Origin of the sequence: Lacticaseibacillus pantheris DSM 15945 = JCM 12539 = NBRC 106106, assembly GCF_001591865.1 — a bacterium.
Taxonomy (GTDB): Bacteria; Bacillota; Bacilli; order Lactobacillales; family Lactobacillaceae; genus Lacticaseibacillus; species Lacticaseibacillus pantheris.
In genome coordinates this window covers 43,998-68,852 of sequence record NZ_BCVS01000003.1, presented here as the reverse complement: position 1 = coordinate 68,852, position 24,855 = coordinate 43,998, and the positions used below count along the sequence as shown (strand labels likewise).

General features: G+C 45.5%; 18 protein-coding genes. 14 read left to right on the top strand and 4 right to left on the bottom strand.

Annotation, left to right across the window (positions count from 1 at the left end):
• Positions 1–125: 125 nt before the first annotated feature.
• From coaA to LPA02S_RS00975, 7 genes are all read left to right on the top strand, one after another.
• Positions 126–1,046 carry a type I pantothenate kinase gene (gene coaA, locus LPA02S_RS01005; RefSeq protein ID WP_082405302.1) on the top strand — a complete coding sequence of 307 codons (921 nt, stop codon included), beginning with the start codon at positions 126–128 and terminating at the stop codon, positions 1,044–1,046.
• Positions 1,047–1,122: 76 nt separating this feature from the next.
• The gene (gene guaA / locus LPA02S_RS01000; RefSeq protein ID WP_156470967.1) at positions 1,123–2,679 is read left to right on the top strand and encodes a glutamine-hydrolyzing GMP synthase; all 1,557 of its coding nucleotides are present in this window, start codon (positions 1,123–1,125) and stop codon (positions 2,677–2,679) included.
• A 536-nt stretch (positions 2,680–3,215) separates the two neighbouring features.
• On the top strand, positions 3,216–7,616 hold the full coding sequence (locus LPA02S_RS00995; protein ID WP_056956722.1) for an Eco57I restriction-modification methylase domain-containing protein: 4,401 nt from the start codon (positions 3,216–3,218) through the stop codon (positions 7,614–7,616).
• A complete protein-coding gene (locus tag LPA02S_RS00990) occupies positions 7,616–8,332 on the top strand; it encodes a DNA methyltransferase family protein (RefSeq protein WP_056956721.1) in 717 nt (238 codons plus the stop codon). The genes LPA02S_RS00995 and LPA02S_RS00990 overlap by 1 nt, the downstream gene beginning before the upstream one ends.
• A gap of 595 nt (positions 8,333–8,927) precedes the next feature.
• Positions 8,928–10,088 (top strand): AAA family ATPase, encoded by a 1,161-nt coding sequence (locus LPA02S_RS00985; protein WP_056956720.1) that lies wholly within the window; start codon positions 8,928–8,930, stop codon positions 10,086–10,088.
• A complete protein-coding gene (locus LPA02S_RS00980; RefSeq protein WP_056956719.1) occupies positions 10,072–12,309 on the top strand; it encodes a S8 family serine peptidase in 2,238 nt (745 codons plus the stop codon). The genes LPA02S_RS00985 and LPA02S_RS00980 overlap by 17 nt, the downstream gene beginning before the upstream one ends.
• On the top strand, positions 12,299–12,595 hold the full coding sequence (locus LPA02S_RS00975) for a hypothetical protein (RefSeq protein ID WP_054649041.1): 297 nt from the start codon (positions 12,299–12,301) through the stop codon (positions 12,593–12,595). Before LPA02S_RS00980 ends, LPA02S_RS00975 begins: the two co-directional genes overlap by 11 nt.
• A 668-nt stretch (positions 12,596–13,263) precedes the next feature.
• Here LPA02S_RS00975 and LPA02S_RS00970 read toward each other — a convergent pair.
• Positions 13,264–15,159 carry a BglG family transcription antiterminator gene (locus LPA02S_RS00970; RefSeq protein WP_056956718.1) on the bottom strand — a complete coding sequence of 632 codons (1,896 nt, stop codon included), beginning with the start codon at positions 15,157–15,159 and terminating at the stop codon, positions 13,264–13,266.
• A 261-nt stretch (positions 15,160–15,420) separates the two neighbouring features.
• Between LPA02S_RS00970 and LPA02S_RS00965 the strand changes: the two genes are divergently transcribed.
• From LPA02S_RS00965 to LPA02S_RS00935, 7 genes are all read left to right on the top strand, one after another.
• The gene (locus LPA02S_RS00965; protein ID WP_054649047.1) at positions 15,421–15,741 is read left to right on the top strand and encodes a PTS sugar transporter subunit IIB; all 321 of its coding nucleotides are present in this window, start codon (positions 15,421–15,423) and stop codon (positions 15,739–15,741) included.
• A 15-nt stretch (positions 15,742–15,756) separates the two neighbouring features.
• The gene (locus LPA02S_RS00960; protein ID WP_056956717.1) at positions 15,757–16,989 is read left to right on the top strand and encodes a PTS sugar transporter subunit IIC; all 1,233 of its coding nucleotides are present in this window, start codon (positions 15,757–15,759) and stop codon (positions 16,987–16,989) included.
• On the top strand, positions 16,989–18,410 hold the full coding sequence (locus tag LPA02S_RS00955) for a glycoside hydrolase family 1 protein (protein WP_056956716.1): 1,422 nt from the start codon (positions 16,989–16,991) through the stop codon (positions 18,408–18,410). The genes LPA02S_RS00960 and LPA02S_RS00955 overlap by 1 nt, the downstream gene beginning before the upstream one ends.
• Positions 18,411–18,416: 6 nt before the next feature.
• The gene (locus LPA02S_RS00950) at positions 18,417–18,758 is read left to right on the top strand and encodes a PTS sugar transporter subunit IIA (protein WP_056956715.1); all 342 of its coding nucleotides are present in this window, start codon (positions 18,417–18,419) and stop codon (positions 18,756–18,758) included.
• A 3-nt stretch (positions 18,759–18,761) separates the two neighbouring features.
• A complete protein-coding gene (locus tag LPA02S_RS00945) occupies positions 18,762–20,192 on the top strand; it encodes a glycoside hydrolase family 1 protein (RefSeq protein WP_056956714.1) in 1,431 nt (476 codons plus the stop codon).
• Positions 20,193–20,274: 82 nt separating this feature from the next.
• Entirely contained in the window at positions 20,275–20,883 is a 609-nt protein-coding gene (locus tag LPA02S_RS00940) for a YczE/YyaS/YitT family protein (protein WP_056956713.1), read from the top strand.
• A gap of 363 nt (positions 20,884–21,246) precedes the next feature.
• Positions 21,247–21,636, top strand: a complete 390-nt coding sequence (locus LPA02S_RS00935; RefSeq protein WP_054649055.1) for a tautomerase family protein — start codon at positions 21,247–21,249, stop codon at positions 21,634–21,636.
• Between the two features lie 121 nt (positions 21,637–21,757).
• Here the strand turns inward: LPA02S_RS00935 and LPA02S_RS00930 are convergent, their stop codons facing one another.
• The 3 genes from LPA02S_RS00930 to LPA02S_RS00920 are packed head-to-tail and all read right to left on the bottom strand — an operon-like array spanning position 21,758 to position 24,742.
• A complete protein-coding gene (locus LPA02S_RS00930) occupies positions 21,758–22,858 on the bottom strand; it encodes an SIS domain-containing protein (RefSeq protein WP_054649057.1) in 1,101 nt (366 codons plus the stop codon).
• A gap of 2 nt (positions 22,859–22,860) precedes the next feature.
• Positions 22,861–23,676 (bottom strand): Cof-type HAD-IIB family hydrolase, encoded by an 816-nt coding sequence (locus tag LPA02S_RS00925; protein ID WP_054649059.1) that lies wholly within the window; start codon positions 23,674–23,676, stop codon positions 22,861–22,863.
• Entirely contained in the window at positions 23,669–24,742 is a 1,074-nt protein-coding gene (locus LPA02S_RS00920; RefSeq protein WP_056956712.1) for a LacI family DNA-binding transcriptional regulator, read from the bottom strand. The genes LPA02S_RS00925 and LPA02S_RS00920 overlap by 8 nt, the downstream gene beginning before the upstream one ends.
• Between the last annotated feature and the right edge of the window lie 113 nt (positions 24,743–24,855).

The following is a 24,855-nucleotide window of genomic DNA, read 5'->3' as shown; positions in this document are numbered from 1 at the left end:
TCACCGTGGAGCGGTCCACAAAGTCGTAGCACGCAACAGCACCCGCACCGAGCAGCGCCGCCACCGTAACCCGTTATTTGTGGTAGAATACGCACATTAAGGAAAGTGTGGAGGCAACAGTTGTGGTGAATGATGCAGGACAGTACCGGATGTTCGACCGTGCGACGTGGGCGGCGATGGGGCCCGCCAACGGGACCGACATTACCGCGGCGGAGATCGACCGCGTGCGGTCCCTCAACGATAAGCTCAGTATCGACGATGTGCGCGACGTCTACATGCCGCTCGTCCGCTACCTGCGGCTGCGGCGCGATAACTACCTGCAAACCGAGCAGGCCAAAGCCGGGTTCCTCGGTACCGGCGAGCGGGTCGCGCCCTTCATCATCGGCATCAGCGGCTCCGTCGCGGTCGGCAAGAGCACCTCGGCGCGACTACTCCAGCTGCTCATGAACCGGGTGATGCCCGATCTCAAAACGCAGATGTTGACGACCGACGGCTTCCTCTACCCGAACGCTGAGCTGGAGCGCCGCGGTATCATGGCACGCAAAGGTTTCCCCGAAAGCTACGACATGCATGCTTTGCTCCAGTTCCTCATGGACATTAAGCTGGGCCGGCCCGCCAAAGCGCCAGTGTACTCGCACGAAGAGTACGACGTCGTGCCCGGCCGCTTCACCACGGTCGACCAGCAGGATATCGTCATCGTCGAGGGGATTAACGTCCTGCAGACGGGCGGCGACGAGCCCATCTTTTACTCGGACCTCTTTGACTTGGCGCTCTACGTCGACGCGGCGCCCACCGACATCGCGCGGTGGTATGAGGAGCGCTTCTACAAGCTCCTGAGTTTAGCCAAAGACGACCCGAACGATTACTACTATGATTATGCCAACGGGGACCCGCAGGCGGCGGCCGACCTGTGCCGCTGGGCGTGGGACGAGGTCAACTTGCCCAACCTGGAGGAGTACATCCTGCCGACGCGGGCGCGGGCGGACGTCATTTTGCATAAGCGCGCCGACCACACGATTGATACGGTGGCGGTGCGGCGTTTCTAGGTGATTGACCGGCCCCGTAAATACCGTTAGAATTGTTACAGCGATTAAACCATTAATATCAAAGGAGTGTGACATGGTGGCTACTGCGCAAAACAAGGACTACGACAAGATTATCGTGCTCGACTATGGTAGTCAGTACAACCAACTGATTACCCGCCGTATCCGTGACTTTGGCATCTATTCAGAGCTGAAGCCGCATACGATTACTGCCGCGGAAGTGCGTGAACTGGCGCCCAGGGGGATTATTTTCTCCGGCGGTCCGAACTCAGTTTACGATGAGGGGGCCCTGGGCGTGGACCCAGAACTCTTTGAACTCGGCATCCCGATTCTGGGGGTTTGCTACGGCATGCAGCTGATGGCAAAGGAGCTCGGTGGCCGCGTCGAGCCCGCCACGGAGCGTGAATACGGGCACGTCGACATCGACGTGCTGGCGGACACGCACCCGGTGCTGTTCCGCGATTTGCCGGAGCGCCAGACCGTGTGGATGAGTCATGGGGACCTCGTGCGCGAGGTGCCAGCCGGCTTTGTCACGACCGCAACCAGCACGAACTGCCCGATTTCCGCCATGGCGGACGACCAGCGCAAGTTCTACGGTATCCAGTTCCACGCCGAGGTGCAGAACACGCAGTATGGTGAGCAGATTCTGCGCCACTTTGCGTTTGACGTTTGTGGTGCCGACGCCAACTGGAACATGTCGGACTTCATCGAGGACCAGGTGGCGGCCATCCGCGCCGAGGTCGGCGACCAGCAGGTGCTGCTCGGTCTCTCCGGTGGGGTGGACAGTAGCGTGGTGGCGGCCTTGTTGAACAAGGCGATTGGCGACCAGCTGACGTGTATCTTTGTGGACCACGGCCTGCTGCGCAAGAACGAGGCGGACCAGGTAATGGACAGCTTGGGCAAGGGCCTGGGCGTGAAGATTATCAAAGTGGATGCGGCCAGCCGCTTCCTGGGTGACCTCAAGGGCGTAACGGATCCGGAGCAGAAGCGCAAAATCATCGGTAAGGACTTCATCGAGGTCTTCAACGACGAGGCGCGCAAGCTGCACGGTATCGACTACCTGGCACAGGGTACGCTGTACACCGACGTCGTGGAAAGCGGCACGGACACGGCGCAGACCATCAAGAGCCACCACAATGTGGGCGGCTTGCCGGACGACTTAAAGTTCAAGCTGATTGAACCACTGAACAAGTTGTTCAAGGACGAAGCGCGCGAACTCGGCGAAAAGCTGGGCATCCCGCACGACCTGGTCTGGCGTCAGCCGTTCCCAGGTCCCGGCCTGGGCATCCGCGTGCTGGGCGAAGTGACGGAGGAAAAGTTGGCGATCGTGCGCGATTCCGACTGGGTCCTACGCGACGAAATCGCCAAGTCCGGCCTGCAGGAGAGCATCTGGCAGTACTTCACCGTCCTGCCAGGCTTCCGCAGCGTCGGCGTGATGGGCGACGGCCGGACGTACGACTACACCATCGCCATCCGTGCAATCACGAGTGTTGACGGCATGACGGCCGACTTTGCCCGCATCGACTGGGATATCCTGCAGAAGATTTCTGCGCGGATTGTTAACGAGGTCGGGCACGTCAACCGCGTTGTGTATGATATTACTAGTAAGCCGCCGGCAACGATTGAATGGGAATAAAAGGTATATGTTAATTGAACCCGGAATGTTGATTTAACGGCATTTTCGGAAGATACAAAGGATACGATTGGCGGGAAAATTGTTACGTTCCCCGCCAAAATCCCCGCCAAGTTTGGGCCGAATGAGGTCTGAACTGGCGGGGATTTTGCGTCCAATAGCATTGGACGGTTGCCAGTTTTGGTTTTCATTTGTGTAGCTGTATAAACACAATTTCTTACTGACGCTGATTGTCTCGTTCTCGAAATCGATGTTTTTTCGGGGAATAGTGGTAACTTTACCGATATGTATCGCGTCATGGATTGTAGTCAGAGGATGGATGAGCAGAAGCGTTGATAGTACTTCTTGGAATATAATTATCTTGATAAGCTGTTAAAATCCCTCTTTAAATTTTCTGGGACGAAAGCCTCCTTATGAAGGAGAGCAAGGAAAAATGTTGCACTTATTCTGTGACAAATCGCTATGTATGCGATTATGATTTGTAGTGTACAATTAACGTTAGTATTTACACGGGTTGGTTCGTATACGGGGGTTTTTCCATGAGTAGTAATTTTGAATTCTTAAAAGGAATTAAGGATGCTGAACAATTTGTTGGGCCACTTGAAACGGCTGAGCTTATGTACGCAAATCAAAAGTACCAGCAGGTGCCCGGAATTGTGCGTAATGTACCCGAGGGTGTGGCTCGATACGTTCTGAAGAAACGTAATCATGATTTTTCAGGAAGCTTTTTCGAGGCGCTTTCCTTAATTCGCAAAAATGGTTATGTTACGCAGGACGTAATGGACATATTGGATGATATTCGCCGTAAAGGCAACACTGTTTTACATGACGTTAATGCTCAAGTTTCAAAGGATGACGCATGTGAGACACTACTTAACCTTCACAAACTAATGTATTGGTTTGTGTACTCTTACTGTGGGTTCCGACAAAGCGTTCCTAGCTTCAAGGAACCCGTTTTATACACTACATCGGCTAAGACATTAGTTTATTCATTTACGGCGGATGATCTTGTGCAGTGGCCACAGTACGCTGGACGTCAAAAAGTTGGTAAAGCCACCTATCATGGTGAAATTGTTGATACTACACCGAACAGCCAATTTCTACATAGTGCAGCGCTAAAACGTATCAAGTCGTACGCTGGAACGATGGGAGTTAAACCAAATATCGAATGGGTTGAGGCTGCCTATCGGGAGGTCAATGGGCATGGTGAATGGTTTGACGACCACGCAGTCCATGAAGTTCTCGATAACTCAAATATCAAGAGGGACCCTAAGCTGGTCGAAGGGTCCGCTCGTGAGTGGTACGTTACGGATGTTGATACTGTTAAGAATGCCATTGCGGCGGTTCGTGAGGGAAAATCATTTATAAATGCGCCGACTGTTGTTGGACCAAAGATCAAGCTACGTCCTGAACAACAAATTGCTATCGACAGGACAGAAAAGGTCTTCAAGACGAAAAAAAATGGTGAAAAGAAAATGCTTTGGAATGCCAAAATGCGTTTTGGCAAGACCCTTAGCGCCCTTCAGCTAATCAAGAACCAGCAATACAGTCGTGTTCTTATCATGACACACCGCCCCGTTGTTCGTGATAGCTGGTTTAAGGATTTCGATAAGTTAGGGATGCCTGGATACCGATATGGTTCAAAACAAAAGCATGACGCTTCTTTGGAACAATTAGTCGATGATGGTGGCAGATTTCTTTACTTCGCTAGTATGCAAGATTTGCGTGGCTCTGAATGGGCTGGGGGCAAGGCCGGCGACAAGAATGAGCTTATTGCAAAAATTGATTGGAATCTAGTGATTATTGATGAAGCCCACGAAGGAACACAGACAGATTTAGCGCAGGCCGTGATTAAAGGTGTGGTTAAGGATGCGACTCGTGTCCTTGAGCTTTCGGGGACTCCGTTCAATTTGATTGACGGGTACGAACCTGAGCAGATTTTCACATGGGATTACACGATGGAACAACAAGCCAAAGCACATTGGAATGTTGATAACCCCGATGAAGTAAATCCTTACGCTGTATTGCCGAAGGTCTCTATGTTCACGTTTGAAATGAAAAATAGCTTTCAGGATAGTCGGTTCCTTGACTTTGACCAAAAGTCGTTCGATTTCCACGAATTTTTCAAGGTGGATGATAATGGCCGCTTTGTATACGAAACAAAAGTTAACCAATTTTTGAACAATATTACGTCACCATCTAAAAATACTAACTTCCCGTACTCAACCGAGAAATTTAGAAATGAATTGAGACATACTTTGTGGTTGTTGCCATCAATTGCTGCGGCTAAGGCACTAAAGGCACTGATGGAAAAGCACCCTGTATTTGGTATGGAATATACCATCGTTAACGTGGTTGATGACGGTAAAGAAGATGGTGCTAGTGAGGGAGACTTAAATCGCGTTCGCGACGCTATCACCAAGCACCCGTCGAAAACTAAGACCATTACCTTGACTGTGCGTAAATTGACAACCGGGGTTAATATTCCCCAGTGGACTGCCGTTATGTTCCTGTCCAATACTAACAGTGCAATGCAATATCTACAGGCAGCATTTCGGGCCCAGACGCCATACGCCGATAAGGAGATGGGGATGAAGACGGACTGCTATATCTTTGATTTTGCGCCTGATCGTGCTTTGAATGTTATGGCTGCTTCGTCTCAATTGGATACTGGTGCTGGTAAACTGCAAACAGACGATCAAAAAGAGAAAATGGGTGAGCTGCTCAATTTTCTTCCAATTATTGGTGAACAGAATCAAGGCATGGCGCCGTATAATGTTGATAGTTTGATGACTCAGTTGAAGAAAGTTTATGCTGAGAAGGCGGTTCGTACCGGGTTCGATGATGATTCGCTGTATAACGACGAATTGTTGAAAATGGATGAGGCCGACCTTAAAGACTTTAACGACCTCAAGGCAGAAATTGGTACGACCAAAGCCCAAAAGAAACCCAATACAATTGACGTTAACCATCAAGGACTTACCGATAGGGAGTATAACGATGCCGAAAAAGCAAAGAAAAAGCATAAGAAAGATTTAACTACTGAGGAAAAGGAACTTCTGGAAAAAGAACGTGCTCTCAAGAAACAACGTAAGACGATGATTTCAGTCTTACGGTCCATTTCCATTCGTATCCCGATGATGATTTATGGAATGGATATTCCAATTGAGAGGGATATTGATATCCAAACATTTGTTGACAAAGTTGATGCTGAATCATGGGCAGAATTCATGCCAAAAGGTGTCGATAAGGCAAAGTTCAAGAAGTTCTCCAAGTATTATGATGCGAATATTTTCATTGAGGCTGGTCGCATTATTCGCCAGCGAGTTAAGCGAATGGACCACATGGAGCCTTTGAGGCGTACTGCAGATATTGGTGAGCTATTCGGAACCTTTAAGAACCCAGATAAAGAAACTGTACTCACTCCATGGCGTGTTGTGAATATGCAGTTAGGAAAGACAGTCGGGGGGTATTCCTATTTTGATACTACGTATAATTACACCTCAATAGATGGTGATAATGCTACGCACTGGGTTGATACTGAAATGACAAAAGATATTTTTAAACCTGACACCCGAATACTTGAAATCAATTCTAAGACTGGACTTTATCCGCTATATGCAGCCACATCGTTGTACTATCAAGAACAGGCACGGCTGAGCGAACGTACTGGTGGCAAATTTACTGCCAAGGATGAAGACGAAATATGGCGAAATATTCTGGCTAAAAACATTTTTGCTATTGCTAAAACTCCGATGGCTAAACGCATAACAAACCGAACTTTGTGCGGATATCATGAGTTCGGCACAAACGTTGTATATGTTGATGGTATTGTTGAGAAGGCCAAAAATTCAAATGATGAAACGGTTCAGTATGTGCTTGATGCATTCAAAGAAAGGATTGTTAATCAAATGAAATTTGATGTGGTTATTGGTAACCCACCGTACCAAGAGTCGGAACGTGGTGATAGCAAAAGCAAGAAGTCAATTTATCAGTATTTCATGGAACTGTCGTATCAACTTTCAGAAAAATCAATAATGATTACGCCTGCTCGGTTTCTATTTAATGCGGGGGATACTTCCTCGATCTGGAATGAGAAGATGTTAAATGATTCGCATTTACGAGTGGTTATGTTCGAAAAGCATAGCGGAAATATTTTTCCCAAAACTGATATTAAAGGCGGAGTCGCAATAACTTTACGCGATACTACAAAAGAATTTGGTAAAATTGGCACATTTACACAGTTCGACGAGTTACGTCCCATTCTGGATAAGGTGCGGTCTAAACGAACTGATACTTTGAATAGTATCGGTTTCTCTCGAACTATCTACAGATTAACTGACAAGCTACATCAGGATTTTCCGGACGCTATTGAACGGTTAAGTGCTGGTCATAAATATGATATGTCATCGAATATAATGAAGCTGCTTCCTGAAGTGTTTTATCATAATAAACCTGATGATGGGAATCAGTATATTCGCATACTTGGAAAGCCAAAAGACACGAGAATTGAAGAATGGATTCGGCGGGACTATGTAACTGACAGGCCTGGGTTAGATAAGTACAATGTCTTTTTGGCAAGTGCTATTGGTAGTGGTGAATTTGGCGAGCCCTTAAGCGATATGTACATTGCCGAGCCTGGCGTTGGACATACTGAAACGTTTATTAGTATTGGAGCATTCGATACTAGGTTCGAAGCAGAATCAGCTGAAAAATATCTGAAAACCAAGTTTGCTAGAACCATGTTGGGGATATGGAAGGTTACACAGAACGGACCAATATCCACGTATCGCGAAATTCCTGTACAGAATTTTACGCAGGACTCTGATATTGACTGGAAAACTTCCATTAGGGATATAGACAATCAATTATTCGTGAAATATGAATTAAGCGACGATGAGGTCCAGTTTATTAATACCCATGTAGAGGAGATGAACTAATGGTTGACGAAAACCTCATAAAATCAAATGAACGAGTTAAGGCACATGGTGAGGTTTTTACCCCTAAACGAATTGTAAAGCAAATGCTTGATCAGCCGGAGCTAGTCGAATCCTTGAATGATTTATCGACCACATTTATGGAACCGGCTGCCGGAGAAGGCGCGTTTTTAACTGAGCTGTTGAGAAGAAAGTTGAGTCTGGCAAATAGGCTAAGCACGGACCTAAAGTCGTATGAAGCAAATGCGGAAATTGTTCTTTCATCACTTTATGGTATTGAGCTTTTAGAGGACAATGTCGAAGTTCTAGTTATGCGGATGTACCATATTTTTAGTCAGTATTATTTCCAAGCTATTCGCAAATGGAATGGTGAGGGGAGCCGCAAGGTGAATAGTAGTGCCATGACAATCATTGCTGCAAATATGCAGCAGGGGGATGCAATTAAAAAAACTACTAGAGATGGAAGCCCAATAATCTTTAGTGAATGGAAGCTGTTACCGGTTATAAATGGTGTGCAAAAGGTACAACGAACAGAATACACACTGGACTCCATTATAAATGGTGGAGAGCCATTGGATGGTTCGACACCAAGTGGAAAGGTGGAGCAGCTGAATCTATTTGGCTTTGATGATGAGGTTGATGAAGGGCCAAAGAGACGGTTCAAGTCGTGCAAATTGGTTGATATTTATAAGGAAGAGATGGAGGAAGTTAAGAGTTAATTGGGTGAATAATTCGATAATATTGCCCATTCCCCAAATTATGGACTTGGAAAACCGTTGTAGTTAACTGTGTGGGTGCTGGTCCACGGCACGCAGACAAGGCAAATAAATAAAAATTTATGTGATTTCTGTTACGGCGTGATTCTGGTCTTTCATCGGGTTCATGCCGTTCATTTTTTCTTTAGGGTATTTATAGCTGTACCAGTTGATTGCCGCCACCCTAGCGGTTTTTTTGTTCGTAGCTTGAACATAACGCGTCTGACAGACGTTAGATGTAGGTGCGAAGTGACAATGCTTATAGCATAGCTTCCTTTTAAAACTGTTATTCTGCTAGGCGCTATTCCAAGTATTTGGACATCCTGATAGTATTTGCCCGAGTTATGTGCTTGGTTGTAAGGCGGTTAGCTAGCGGATTTCGCCAGCCCGCCGCGAGTGACGTCACAGCGAAATCACTACATTTTTAGAATGCTTTTGGGATTGAAATAGCTCACATGTTTTTAAATGACGGCAGGAGACGAAAACGCTGTAACTTGAAGCGTTGATTTAAGGGCAATAATCGAGTACAATTGCCTAAAATGACGGGGAGTGACGAAAATTGGCAAAAGTAAGTATATCGACGAAACAAAGCCTCCTGCGGCTGTTCAATGCGTATTTTAAGCAAGATGATGATGACTTCATAAAACAACTAAATGAATTTTTTGGTTCTGAGCATAAAACGACTGAGAGAGGATTACCTTATGAAGTGGTTTTTGAACAAGTGAGAAGAGGTTATCGTGAGGGTTCTTATGTACCCTCATCTGTGAAGTCTGATTCTTCACCTGCAGGAACTCTCCAACAGACATCGGCTCGCGATGAGTGGAGACGGCGGCATGGTGCCACTATTGAAAAAACACGTATTAAATCTGAAACTGATAAATTGCTTTTACCTGTGAATATTAGGAAAAAGGTTGAGATTCTTGAAAATCAGTTTCTCCATCGTAAGGATCTTGAAGAACGAGGCCTACAAGCGATGAACAGAGTATTGCTTGTAGGAGCACCTGGGGGTGGGAAAACAAGCCTCGCAAAGCAAATATCTCTTGATTTAGATCTCAATATGGATTTTCATAGTATTGCTTCCATCATTGACGCTGCATTAGGAGGTACGGGTAAACAAATACATAACATTTTTAAATCCGTCTCCTCGGAAATGTTATTTTTAGATGAATTTGATGCGATAGGTGCGAGCCGCGATCAAGGGAATGATCTTGGGGAGATGAGAAGAGTTGTTAATGTCCTGCTGCAAGAGATGGATAACCTTAGTTCAGACTCATTATTGGTTGCTGCTACAAACTTTCCTGAAAAACTTGATTCTGCAGTGTTGAGAAGGTTTTCAACCGTTATTGAGCTCCCAAAGCCTGATATTAGGCAGCGAGTACGATATATGCAGGAATTTTCATTAGAGCATAAAATATCAATTGAGAAAAAGGAAGTAATTCGGACTGCCAAAATCACTGACGGTCTTAGTTACGCGGATTTAAGGTCGTTTATGATGAATTTCGCAATAGCAGAGGTTTCAGGATATGAAAAAGAATTGCGGTTATCTAAGTACTACATTGAAGAGCTTAGTATGAGGCAAACGATTAATGACCAGGCACTTGCGAAGTGGGTAAATGATAAGAGCATCTCAATAACTGATTTATCGGAGGCTCTCGATGTGCCAAGAACGACTTTGTCAGACCGATTGAAGAGGGTAGGTGGTAATGATGAAAAAGAATAAACCTCATTTTCAGATTTCAGACCAGGACACATTCGAAAGGAGAGCGAAGCATCGATTAATACCTAAGCCAAAGGAGAACTTCAATTACGAAGAACATTCGGATAACTTGGGGCGGGAATTTCATGCAGTAATTGCATCTAGCAATAAGTCAATGTTTACGATTCCAAATGCCGAAACAATATTTAAGCTTCAATTGGACGAGGGAGAAAAGATAGAGCAGCGGGGGCGCTATGAAGCAATTTTTACAGATCAGGGGCTAACGGTGCGTGCCATACTGGGAGAGTCAGAGGCAATCGTTTCGAGTACTGAGAGTAATGTTAGGCGACTGGCTCGGCAGATTAACGATTATGGGAAGTCCGAAAGAGAACGAGCGGTTTGGGATTATGTGCAGAATATTTCCCCGTTTTCACCAGCCGAAAAAATAGACACATCATTAGCTAACGCTGCGTCTTCTTCTAAAAATATTGATATAAACGTTATCATTGCGGGAGTGTGGGATTTTCATAATCAGGAGCAGTTACAGATGTTGCTTGATCAGCTAAAGGACAAGTTTCCTGAACAACCTGAAATTGAAACCGCAGAGCTGAGTGATGATACCTTATCTGCACATATGATTATTCCGTCTAGCGCACTAGCAGAATTAGCTAATGAGAACTTTGTGCTTGCAATCGAACCGAACGACTATTTTGTTGGTGAAGCAACACTGGTAGATAAAGCTGGATCTCTCGCTAACGCAAAGCTAAATGACGATATTGATATTGAAAAGTTGCCTACTGTTGCGATAATCGATGACGGTATTAAGCTGCCTGGAGATCTCCAGGCGGCCGTAAAGTATGTGTATCGGCTACCTAATCAACTGGAGGAAATTTCCGGTGAGGCTAATCACGGCACTCGTGTAGCATCTCGTTGCATTTTTGGTGAAGATCTTGAGAAGCAGGCAAAGTTAGGGGCGTTTACTCCTAAAGTTCAGGTAATTGATGTTCCAATAATGTCAGAACGTAACTCAGCAACAGACTTAGTTAAGAAGATTAGGCAAGTTGTGAAGGACCTTCATGATGAATGTGCAACCTTTTTATTTGCTTATAACGCCGAGGTGCCTTTTACACAAAAAAGTGTTAGTCTGCTCGGAGCCGAGTTAGATAGCTTGATCTATGAATATGGAGTCAACTTTGTGACACCAACAGGAAATCACAAGCTTCGTAATCGGTATCAATCCATGAGTGATGTGATATCAGATTCGGGGGCAAGGATTAGTGCCCCGGCTGATGGGCTGTTAATAACCAGCGTGGGATCAATATCGCAAAGCGGAGACCTATCGACCTTCAGCCGTGTGGGCACCGGATTCAATGAGTCCATGAAGCCTGGGTTAGTTTATCCTGGTGGTAATTTACCTCTGAACAACGAGAACGGAGGAGAGTTTGTCCAGGTAACTGATCGTGAGGGATTTCTCACACGTGACTCGGGGACGAGTTTCAGCTCGCCATTAGCGGCAGCTGACTTAGCTATAGTTCAAGCGTATTGCCTTAACACTTTTGCTAAAGCACAACTTTATAAAGATCGAAACCGAACCGCTTCATTTGAAGCTAAAGCGCTAATGTATCACCGTGGAAGCGAAGCCGACACCATGCCATTTAATTCGCAAATTGGATTTGGAGAAACAAATATTGAACGAGTCCTATCATCCGACAATGACAACGCAACCTACATTCGATATGGTACTTTGAAACGAAAGCAAGTGTTAACTGTTAAATTCTTAGTGCCAAAGGTATTGGAGAGCATTCGAAAACGAGGAGTGGCAAGCTTACGCGTTGCAGTAACGGTTGTTGATTTTCCAAGTGCAAGAAGAATTAATGGTAAGGACTATCTTGATGGATATGTCGATACTAGTTTTCATAGTGTAAATTCAAAAGGAAATGCTCAAACTCGTAACCCATCAGCTAAACAGGGACGGCAAAAATGGACAAATATTCATCATTTTTCAGAGGATTTCAATGCCTATCAATCAGGTGATTGGGAACTCACCCTTGAATATTATTCACGGCCAAGCATTCCTGATGACGATGAGATTGATTACGTTGTCCTAATTTCTGTTGAAGATATTAGTGGAAATAATGTCGATTTGTACAGCGAAATTGAAGCTACTAACCGATTCAATATTGAAAACTTTATTGCTGTTAATCATGAAGGTAAACTATATGAGGAGGACGAAAATGACGAGTAAAATATACATTCAACCAATTTCCGGGGAGAATGATAATTCAGCTGTTGGCGAATTATACATGCCATCATCCGTTGGTGAGGCAGGAGTGGAATTTACTTCAGAAATGATGCGCGACTTGAAGGAATCTCTTCGAAATTTTGTGGGTTCGTTGGCTGACAATCCAATCGATGGGTGGACAATTGAACAAATTGAACTAGGAATTTCATTTTCATCGGACGTCAAGGCGTGGGTGATTAATGTAGGTGGGTCCGGGACGATGAAGATTAAGCTGAAACCGGCAAAATAGGGAAACTGAACTGCCCTCCCATAGTTGAAGTAAATATTGACCAGTTAACTTGCGGGCATGGTCTAGTATCCTACTGGTGTCAAATCGGCTGGTTTTATTCTGATATATTCATTGTTCTAGTGTAAGCATCCAATGACCAACCGTATTGGGAAAAGGTTTTTTCGTCAAGTAGAGTTGATGGATCTTTATTGTTTTTCCGCCTTACTGAACTGAACTATGAATCAAACCCGTTCCAGGAATTTACGATTGATGAAATTATTCACGCTAGTTTAACTGTATGCTGTATTATTAATCTTCTTCGTGGTGCTGTTAATACCTTCAAGGAAGCCATTTTAGTACACATATATTTCATCAACTACTTGTGTATTATACTTATTCAATGTTTTAATAGGCTGATCTATCTGGTTTCTTTAATGACATGATCGATACCTGATTGGTACTGCAACGAGTTCTGGCGGGCTTGTTATAGCTGATTGCCTAGTAGATTACGCCGCTTTTGTTCCAGTTTCCTCATCTGGTTGATCAGACTAAAGGCGACCGACCGACGAAAGTGTTGGTTCGAGGTATTAGCGTATTCGAATAATTTCCTGCGAACACAGTCCCTGACAAGCGCAGTTTTGAATGTAAGATGTCCTACAATTTACGACGGATATTTCCACATTATTCCGTTACGACAACAGCCGCTCATAAAACGAGTTCAAATCCCGGGATTCCAAAATAGACTTAAACTTCTGATCATCCGACAGAAAGTCCATGAGATTCTCGTATATGCTCCGAAACTCGTCCTTATATTTTTCCGATATTGAAATGATGTACACCATATTTACTTCAGCACCATCCCAGGTAATGCCGTCTTCGTTGAGAATGACGGCTACTTTTGTTTTGGGCGAGTTAAAGCTCATCGGGTGTGGGATCGCAATATTCTTGAATGACGTCGAGCCCATCGATTCTCGTTCCAAAATTTCGTCGTAAAAGTTATCGTTCACAACCTGCTGTTTGCGCATTTCATCTATTGCTGGTTTGAGGACTTCATCTTTTGTTGTGTGCCCGGATAGATGCCAGAACAGCTTAGGTTCAAAGAAGGTGAAGAACTGATTGCGCACGTCATTTTTCTTTTTGTGCATGAACGCACGGTCGATTTTGTCCTGAATTTCTGATTTTTGGTTATCGAGATTGAACGGGTCGAGCTCGATGCTATATTTTGGTGAATAGTGCGTCGAGTCATTTGTGAACGAGGTGAAGACGACGTCGTATGGGGATGTGTCGTAGTCTGGCGAGACCTTTTCGACTGTTTGAATGATGGTAATATCGCGCGAAAAATTAACCCTTAGAAAATCATGAACGCGATTTGCAAGGTTTAGGTAGTTGGGTGCAATTAGGATCGCCCGTAGTTTCTGCGGTGTATGCTTTTGCCGCTCGATTTCTGCCCCAATGTGCAGGGCAATAAAGGCAGTTTCGTCCTCCGGAATATGAATGTTCCACAACTCGCCAATCTGAAAAGCTACATAGGTTGCGATATCGAATATCAGTGGGAAATTGTTCCGGATGTTGGGTCTGATAGGGTTGCGAATAGAGTGCTCATGCTGGATGCGGTAAACCAGGTTGTGCACGTGAATGGTGAAGGGTTCAACAAAGTTATTTGAGCTGAGGTCAACCATGTACAGACTCCGCACCAACTTTGCAATTGTCAGAATGTTGCTGCGTAGTTCTTCATCTACTTTGGTTGTATCCGTATCGTCGTGCGGAATGTTTGCGTTTGATTTAATCAGCACTTCAATCTCCGTGGCTTCAGAATTACTGATTGATATATCTAGTTCATGCTCGATCGAGGTAATGAAGAATTCAGTATAGTCTGACATTAAGCTCCGCTTAGTTTCACTGGATGACGATACCGTATTGCCTGATGATAATCGGGCAATCAAAATCAGTAGGTGTAGTAGTAAGTTATTGTAGGCGAATTCGTTAACGTTGAGATTGTATTTGTTAATCATCTCGTCAACGGCATATTGCAGTACGCTGGTTCTTCTTTTGCCAAATGCTTCCTCTAGGTAACGCACGCTCAGTAAGTTGCCCGTGTTTTCGCGGTAGATTAAATGGCTAAATAATTGCCGCTTACTACTTTCGGCGCCGGTTATGGATAGACGGTCCTTATTGGAAACTATTGTAAGCGACCACTTGGCTAGTTGTTGGTTACTATATTGAATGGTTCTTCTTAACGTTTGGTAGGAAACGTATAGTTCGTTTGCTAAATCAAAGATGTCTGCTGTTGCTGAACGCAACAGCTTTTTTACTATGTAGGCATACCGTTCTTCATCGTTCTGTGGAATGTGGTCCCCGACCTCATTGCTGATACGTAGTAACTCAGTGGCTGCAAGTCGGTCTAGTACCTGGTAGCCCTGATCAGAAGAATCGATGATTTTCGAGGGACTGAGGCCGTTAATTTCGTGGACATAGTTGCGGACTGTGCGGGTCGATATGTTAAGTTCGGTTGCGATTTGACGGCTTGTCAGCGCGCCATCCGTCTTCATTAGTAAGCGAATAAGCAAAACCAGTTTTTGTTTCATGATTCTTCTCCGTTTCTACGTAATAACCACTAACCCACACTTAATGATTAGGGTTATGGCAAGGCTGGTCAACTCATAGTTTGCCTATGGCGGGGAAATTAACTTTTCCGCTAGTAAGGCAATCACTGTTTCCGCAGCGCCGGCAAAAATCGAGTCGAGCGTAATCGAAGTTGCGAATATAGTTTAGGCATAAAGTAAGCTTACTTGATCAAACATTTTTGAACTATGGGTAATTCAAACACACTATTGGAGGCAATTATTATGGCAGAACAGAAGCGTATTCTCCTTGTCTGCGGAATGGGTATGTCGAGTGGCTTTTTAGCAACGAGTGCTCGCAAAGCGGCTAAGAAACTGGGGCAAGATTATAAAATTGAGGCTCGCAGTGAAACGGAAGCAACGTCCTTTCTATCCTCTATTGATGGGCTGTTAATTGGCCCGCACTACGCACAGAAGCTACCTGCTTTTCGGGAGGCAGCGTCCAAATTCAACGTGCCGGTTGACGTCATTCCTGAAGAGATTTACGGCACGCTCGATGGTAGGGGGCTCGTTGGTTTCATCAACGACAGCCTGTTAGCTCAGTAATGGGGGACACATACTATGAATAAGCTAGTCAATTGGCTTTCCGTTAAGGCGGCCCCGGCGATGAAGAAATTTATTTCTCGTCCATGGATTGCTGCCATCGCGGATTCAATGCAGAAAATCATTCCGTTCATTCTTGCTGGATCGATGATTTTCCTTTATAACGTTATCCGGTCATATGTACCTGTACTACCCGACCTCACAAACATTAGCAATTTTACGTTTGGCATGCTGGGCATCATTGTTTCTTACTTGATTGCCAGTGAAGCTATGGAAAATCTGAAGCATCCGCAGTATTTACAGATGGCGGGACTGACTTCAGTAGCGGTCTTCATCATCAACATTAACCCTAAAATTAATGCAAAGGGGCTGATGACCGTTGAGTTTGGTCGGTTTGGTGCTACCGGCCTACTTATTGGGATGTTAACGGGAATTGCTGTCGCATTGGTTTTCCATTTATGGAGTAAATTGCACATCCTTGAAGATTCCAGTATTCCGGACTTTGTGGTCGGGTGGATTAATACCATCATTCCAATTCTCATCAGTGTTGCAATCTTTACAACCATCGTGTTTATTGGCAACGTTGACTTATTTAACCTGGTTGCATGGCTCTTTAGCCCGCTACAGTCGTTTGGACAGACCTTGCCCGGGTTCATCCTCATTAGTCTTATTCCGTCATTGTTGTACACGATGGGTATTTCTTCTTGGGCGTTCAACGCGGTATCAACACCTATCTTTATGGCCGGAATCTCGGCGAACATTGCTGCGGTGGCCGCTGGTGGGGCTGCAACAAATATTTCTACTAGTGAAGTAATGTTTACTTCTGCGCTGATTACGATGGGCGGGATGGGAGCAACTTTGACCCTGAACATCCTCATGCTGTTTGCTAAATCTCGGCGTTTGAAGGCGATTGGACGTATCTGTATTGCCCCGTCAATCTTCAACATCAATGAGCCCCTGATGTTCTCTGGCCCAGTTGTTATGAACCCAATTTTGATGATTCCGATGTGGATTAATTCGATTACAGGCCCACTAATTGTGTGGACGGTTATGCGTCTTGGCCTACTGAACATTCCTGCCAAGATGATTCAGGTTGGCCAGATTCCGGCACCGTTCTCGTCGATTATGATCACGGAAGACTGGCGGGCAGTTATTTGGTACGTTGTGCTGTTCGCGCTGTATATGGCTACATGGTACCCATTCTTGAAGGTGTACGATCACGAATTACTGGTTAAGGAGGCAGAAGAATAATGGCAGTATTTCCAAAGAATTTTTTGTGGGGTGCTTCTACCAGTGCGTACCAGGTTGAGGGCGCTGCGTTAGAAGATGGTAAGGGCCTGTCCCAACAGGATGTGGTGAATAAGGGCAAGACGGGTTTTGCCGATGCCTCAGTGGCCAGTGATCATTACCATCGCTACAAGGAAGACGTGCAGTTGATGAAGAAACTGGGACTAAAATCATATCGCTTTTCTATCGCGTGGTCCCGCATTTTTCCCGAGGGGGTTGGGGAGCCCAATCCCAAAGGGGTAGAGTTCTACCACAATCTGATTGATGAGCTGGTAGTTAACGGTATTGAACCGATTCCGACTTTGTATCACTATGACATGCCCGAAGCACTGGTAGAAAAATACGATGGGTGGATTGGGCGGCAAAGTGTTGACGATTATGTTCACTATGCGGATTTTGTGATTCGCGAATACGGTTCAAAAATCAAGTACTGGCTCACCATTAATGAGCAGAGCATTATTGTTCAGTATTGGAAGCAAAAGAACCACATTCCTGACCGTTATGTAAATGATGAGCAAATTAAGTATCAAATTAATCACCATATGAACTTGGCCCAGGCGTATTCGGTTATTTTGGTCCACAAGTACTTTCCTGACGCCATGGCCGGTGCAGCGTTGGGCTACTCGCCCATTTACGCATTGACCTCAGAACCGAAGGACGCGTTGGCCGCGCAAAATGCCAATAACCTGCGCAACTTGTTCTACACGGACGTTTACTTCAAGGGCTTCTACAATGAATCAGCACTTAAATATCTACAGGATAATAACCTTGCACCACGCATGGAATTAGGTGATGAGGCCATCATGAAGGCGGGTATCTCCGATTTCTTGGCCATTAACTACTACAACAGTGATGCGGCTAAGTGGCCAGAGACTGGAGCCAAGCGCCGTTGGTCAGGGGTTAACCTGAGTGGTAAGAAGGGCGATATTTCGGGCTACGAGACCCAACCAGGCTATTACGAAATTTGTCGGAATCCTAACCTTGATACGACTGACTGGGATTGGGCAATTGACCCATCAGGTCTTGAGTATGCGCTTGAAGATTTGTATTCCCGGTACAATAAACCCTTGATGATTACCGAAAACGGTATTGGCGCTCATGATGAGCTGGTTGATGGGAAGGTGCACGATCAATACCGCATTGACTATATGTCTGACCACATCGCTGCCATTGGGCGTGCAATCGGACGAGGTGTTCCGGTCATTTCATATAACCCCTGGTCGTATATTGATTTGTTGAGTACCAGCAATGGGTACCAAAAGCGGTATGGCTTTGTCTATGTGGACCGGACTGATGATGATTTGAAGAATTTGGCCCGGATCAAGAAGGACTCGTTCTATTGGTACCAAGAGGTTATTAATAGTAATGGCGAAAATTTGAAGTAGGTGACGATGATGGGAAAACAGAAAAAAGCTGAAGAGTTAATACCAGTTTCGATGGAAATTATTCTACATGCGGGGAATGCTCGCAATATTGCCGACGATGCATTTAAGTTAGCAAAGCAACAGGATTTCGACGGTGCTGCCCAGAAGATGGACGAAGCGGATAAGGAGATGGTTTTGGCCCATAATTCGCAGACTAGTGTCATTCAGGGCGAAGCACAGGGCGTTGAGTACGAGTACTCACCACTGTTTGCCCATGCGCAAGATACATTGATGACCATTACTTCTGAATTGCTGACCACTAACAAGTTGATTGATGTATTGAAGTTAATGCTTGCCAAGAAGGAGTAGCTAATGAACAAGACATTTCCTAAAAGTTTTATGTTTGGTGGGGCCATCGCGGCTAATCAAGCAGAGGGTGCATTCGATGTTGATGGGAAAGGTTTAAGTACTGCGGATATCCAGCCGTATTTACCCAACGTTCCTAAGACGGAACTGCATTTCAATAACATGGATTCAAAGACGTTTGAAGACTACGTCAATGGTGATTATTACTACCCAAAACGCAACGGGGTACACTTCTACGCTCGGTATAAGGAGTACATTGACTCCTTAGCGAATATGGACTTTCAAACGTTGCGTTTGTCCATTGCATGGACACGTATTTTTCCTAATGGGGATGAGGCGGAACCGAACGAAAAGGGGTTACAGTTTTATCGTGACTTATTTACCTACATGCACGAAAAGGGCATTGAACCAATTATCACAATTAATCACTATGAACTACCACTCAACCTGGTCACGAAGTACGGCGGTTGGGCTAATCACGAATTGATTGATTTGTTTGTTAAGTATTCCAAAGTACTGTTGGACAACTTCCACGAGCAAGTGAAGTACTGGATTGTTATTAACCAGATTAATTTGATTCACTTCGAAGCATTTGCATCACTAGGTATCCTCGAGGACAAAGTAGCAAACTATACGCAGACCAAATTTCAGGCCGTTCATCATCAATTTGTTGCGTCAGCCGAGGTCACCGAGTATGCACATAAAATTGATAGTAACTTGCAGATGGGAGTCATGCTGGCGGATTCGCACACGGAACCAAACACGCCATCGCCAGAAGACGTCCTGCTTAGCTACAAGCGGGACCGGATGCAGTACTTCTTTGGTGACGTCCCTATTCTGGGTGAATACCCCCAGTACGCGCTGAACTTCTTCGCCGATGAGGGTATTAAGCTGGATATTCGTCCCGGAGAATTAGAGGTTATTAAGGCGAATACATCTGACTTTCTTTGCATTAGTTACTACTACTCAAGCGTGGTTGATGCCACTAAAGACACGATGGATCCTGGTACAACGACTTCAAATAAGTATATTAAGGCCAACGAGTGGGGCTGGGGCGTCAACCCGAGCGGACTGTACGTATGCATGTCTAAGTACTGGGATCGTTATCGTGTGCCAATGATGATTGGCGAAAATGGTTTTGGATTCAACGACGTTTTGACGGATGATAAAAAGGTTCATGATGATTATCGGATTAGCTATACGGCCGATCATCTCAAGGCGCTTCGGGATGCGATTGATGATGGTGCAGACATCTTTGCTTACTGTTCCTGGGGCCCGTTCGATATTATCAGCGCCGGGACGGCAGAGATGAGCAAGCGTTATGGGTTCGTGTACGTAGACTACAACGATTTTGGTGAAGGCGACGGTAAACTTTATCAGAAGGATTCGGGCACTTGGTATAAGGGTGTAATTGATGCCAGAGGGGCTAATCTGTAAATTAATACAGCGTCAATGGTGTTTTGCATTGAGTGGCAATCGATACTGATTGTCACTCTTTTTATAGCGTGAGGTGTACGTAATGAAGCTGATTGGAAGGATATTTGAAGTCGTGGCGGCTGCATACTTTACAGGGTTGGGTGTTAGTCTGATTGTCGCGGCAAATTTAGGCTCGGATCCCTTAACAATCCTTGAGCAGGGACTGAGCCGGTTTTTTGGGATCAACTTTGCGATGACGGTCTTTCTCGTAAGTTGCATTTTGTTAAGTGCGGCGGCGGCCGTAAACATTCACAAAATTGGGATGGCAACCGTCATTAATCCGTTTTTAGTCAGTATGACAATTTATCAGTTTGAAGGTTTGATTCCCCTTGTTACCGCGGTAAGCACTAACGTTATCGTCAGAATGATCATTGTTTTGGTTGGACAATGCGCATGCTCACTTGCATTTGGGCTGTTGATTTCATGTGGATTGGGACCATTTTCACTGGATGTGGTTATAATGCGTATGACAAAACGACTGAAAGTTTCGTATCCCATGATCAGATATGTTTTTGATATATCAATGTGTATTGTGGGCTGGAGACTGGGTGGGGTTATCGGAATAGGGACTGTTATTACCGCCTGTACACAAGGCCCACTAATTGCAACTTTTCAAAAATTTACCGCCAAATTTAGTGTTAATCAGATGTAAAAGCACGAGTATAAATATTTAGTAGCTAGGCACCTAATTGCGACCTTTGAATGTGCTTTGTCATTTTGATTTGGCGGGTGGTTATGCGGGTAGCTCACCTAACAAACACACTGTTCACCTAACACTGTGTTTGTTAGGTGAACAGTTAGTAGCATGTCATTGTCCACGTCCATTAGTGCTAGCCACACTGGATGTAAAAGTACGTGGGCCACTAGGTCACAAATCGTTCGAAGAAGTTTATGATAAAGTTACCGTTAAGTAATATTCAGTACCAAAAAGGGTTATTAGAACCGGGTGACGGGGTCAGCACTCGCCAGTTAGAGTCGATAGCTAGGGTTAACAAAAATATTGGAGGTCACACACATGCCATTAATGAAAATTGATATGCTCAAGGGCCGCACTGAGCAGGAAATTCGCGACATTCTGGATATCTCGTACCGCGTGATGCTTGACGCCTTTAACGCACCCGAGGGCGATCGGTACCAGGTCGTTACGCAGCATGAACCCTACGAGATGCAGATTTTGGATACCGGGCTGGGCATTGAACGGACTAAAGATGTCCTGATTTTCAGCCTCACGACGCGGCCGCGGACTACCGAGCAGAAGCAGGCGTTCTACAACCAGCTGGTGAGCGCGCTGCATGAGCAGTTAGGTATCGCGACGAGCGATGTGGTCATCAACCTGACCGTTAATGCGGATGAGGACTGGAGTTTTGGCTACGGGAAGGCACAGTTCCTTACTGGCGACTTGTAGTGACCATAAAACATGGAAGATAAAACGCATAAAACCTAGCCACGCGCAAAATTGTGTATGGATAGTAAAACCGCCCGGACATTAAAGTTTGTCCGGGCGGTCTTTGTAACTGAAGAAAGCATCAAACATAATCCTGCACAGTCGTCTTGTTATGAACAACCTCCGAGAAGTCCGTAAATATTTGATGACCAAGATCAACGCCATGATCATTGGTAATCAACCAGGCAAATAGTTGAATGGGAGTGACGGCTAGGATAGGGGCCTTAAATGGGTCGTCCACGGCTCCTAGATTTAGCGAATTATGACGACCGGTATCCTGATTCCTGCCAAGGTTGATGGTGAAGATGTTGTCGATGTAATTGGCCTCGTAGTTACGTAGTGCGGCCATCTTTTCTAGAACTACCTGCTGAGCGTTGGTGACCAAATAGAATTGCACATCATCTTTGTGGATGCCTAGGTAGGGACCGTGCATGAAGGCCTCTAGGTCATGGCCGCCCGCAGGATACCGTACTACTTCCACAAATTTTGTTTGAAATTCCATTGCGGTGCCTACTGTTGCCCCATAGCCAATAGCCGTGTATTGCCGCGGGGTCAGCATGTTCTGCTTATGTTGGGCATAGAACTCTTCGCTGTTTTTGATAACGTCGGGGATACGGCCGATAACATTGGCGAACTCGTTCAGTTCGGCCTTTTCTTGTGTTGAGTCGATGGTACCGGACTGCTTGGCAAAACGCAGTGCAAGCAACATTAACGACAAAACTGTTGCGTTAAAGCCCATCGTGACGTAGCCCACCCGTTCTTTGCCCGTGAGTATGTCCAAAGTAGTGTCACACGCCGCGGGTAGTTCTGTATCGGGACGGCTCGTGACCGCGATACGGTTAACGGAGCGTTGACGCGACACCTTTTCAATTGCATCAATAGTGGCGGTGCTTTGGCCGCTTTGGGATACACCTAATACCAGATCGGTATTGCGACTGACCGATTCGTACATTGTGTAGTTGAAGGGTTCCTCAATCTGCACGTGAATATTGGCGATGTTTTCCATGTAGAGTTTGGCGCTACGGGATGCGTTAATACTGGATCCTGTGGCTAGCACTAGCCAGTTCTGTGCATCCAATTTGATGTCCTTGAGCGCGGCGTCAACCTGTGTGGGGTAATTATCTAGTATTTTTGTGAGTGCTGAGTGTTCCTGGTTAATATACGTATACATAGTTGGAGTCATTTTTATACCTCGAAATATTTATTGAGAAAGTTTGCCACACCATCATCTAGGTTACTTTGGGTATGGTTAGGAACTGATTGTTGAACTTGCTTCTGTGCGTTGCCCATAGCCACGCCAACCGCCACCGCTTTGAGCATTGGCAGGTCGTTAAGACCATCCCCAAATGCTATTGATCGGTTGAGCGGTACACCGACTAACTCGCAGTATCTTTGTACTGCCGTCGCCTTCGTGACATCGTGGGGTAGTATCTCGATGTTATTGGGAGAAGAACTGGTGATGTCAAAGTGGTTGGAAGAGGACAATGCGGTCTTCGCTGCGGCCAACGCCGGGGGATTTTCGTCGCTGATGACAATACCATTAACGATTTCTTTCTGGTGGTCTACTAGTTCGTCAACGTTATTCACTTTTGCGTATTTAGGTTGACCAGTCCCGGCAACTCTTTGCTGTGCATCGGCCGAAAAATAATCTGGTAGCAGGTTGGTATAGAAAACCCGGTTGGTAGTGAAGAAGAACGTCGATAGGCGATACTTCTCGATAGTTGGATAGATGGTACGCAGGGCATTAGCACCTAGTAGTGACAAGCTCGTTTGCCCATTAGCGTGAATAACGGCTCCGTTACTTGCGATGACATCAACTTGAGTCCCTATTTGTTGGGCGATAGCAATACCCGATTCGAGCATTCGTCCTGTAGCAATGGAAAAGTGGTGGTGCTGGTCAATTAACGAGTTAATCGTCCGGATTGTGGTTGGTGACACCTGCTGTTGATTATCAACCAACGTACCGTCGATATCACTGAAGATTGCGTAGTTATTACTCATTTCGATTACTCCTCGAGGTTAAACCGGATGACTCACGAACCACTAATTCTGGTGGCAGTATGGTTAGGTCACCTAAATCGTATTTTTCTGGTGATATTTGGTGCAGTAATTTGCGGACCGCCACATTTGCCAATAACCGGTTGTGATGATTGATTGTAGTAATACGTGGAGTGAAGTAGTTGCTGTCCGGAAAAGCATCGCAACTGGCAATGGCCATGTCAGCAGGACAGCTCAGGCTGTTGTCATTCAGGGCGCGAACAGCCCCTAACGCTACTTGGTCGTTAATTGCAACAATAGCTTCCGGTCGTGTATCAGATTCCAATAGCTTCTGCATACTGCTATATCCGTCTTCAACATAGTAGTTACTGAGAAAAATTCGGTCATCACGTAACTTGCTGTAGGTGTTCATGGCATCCTTGTATCCGGCTAGTCGCTGTGTGGTAATGGTAATTCCTGGCTCGCCACCGATAAAACCGATATCGTGATACCCACTAGCCAGCAGGTGTTGAGTAATGATAGAACCACTTAGCTGCTGATACCGTGAAACGTACTGAAAGTCGTGATTCTGCAGAGGCTGGGCCATAATAACAACTGGCAGGTTGCCGGCCATTCTGGTGAGCGCGTCTAAATACTCCGGTCGCGGTTCCGACCGATCAATTTCACCACCAAGAATTAGAACTCCGTCCACCTTTTTTTCTTCAAGTCGGGCAAATGCGTCGATTTCTACCTGAGTTGCATCTACGGGTGTCTCGCCAGCAGTCATGGTGTTGAACAGTAGAATGTTGTATCCGGCGGCCTTCGCCGGTGCCTCAATGTGTGAGACCAAGGTAGTGAAGTACGGATTAGCAATATCAGAAACAACCACCCCAAAGGTGTTGGTGTGCTTGGACACCATTCCGCGCGCAATTGCACTTGGCTGGAAACCCGATTGGTCCAGAACTTTCTGGACCCGATCACGTTTATCCGGTGCGACATGTGCCTGTTTGTTTAGTACGCGTGAAACGGTACTGGTTGACACGCCGGCCATTTGCGCGATTTCTTTGATAGTTAAATTATTAGCGTCCATGTTAGCACTCCCCCTGCTCATCAACGATTACAGTCAGTTTAAAACATAAAGTAAGGGCTTGCAAGATATTTTTGGGCACGTTACCAAATTAGTGTTTTGTGCTTGACAGTCGA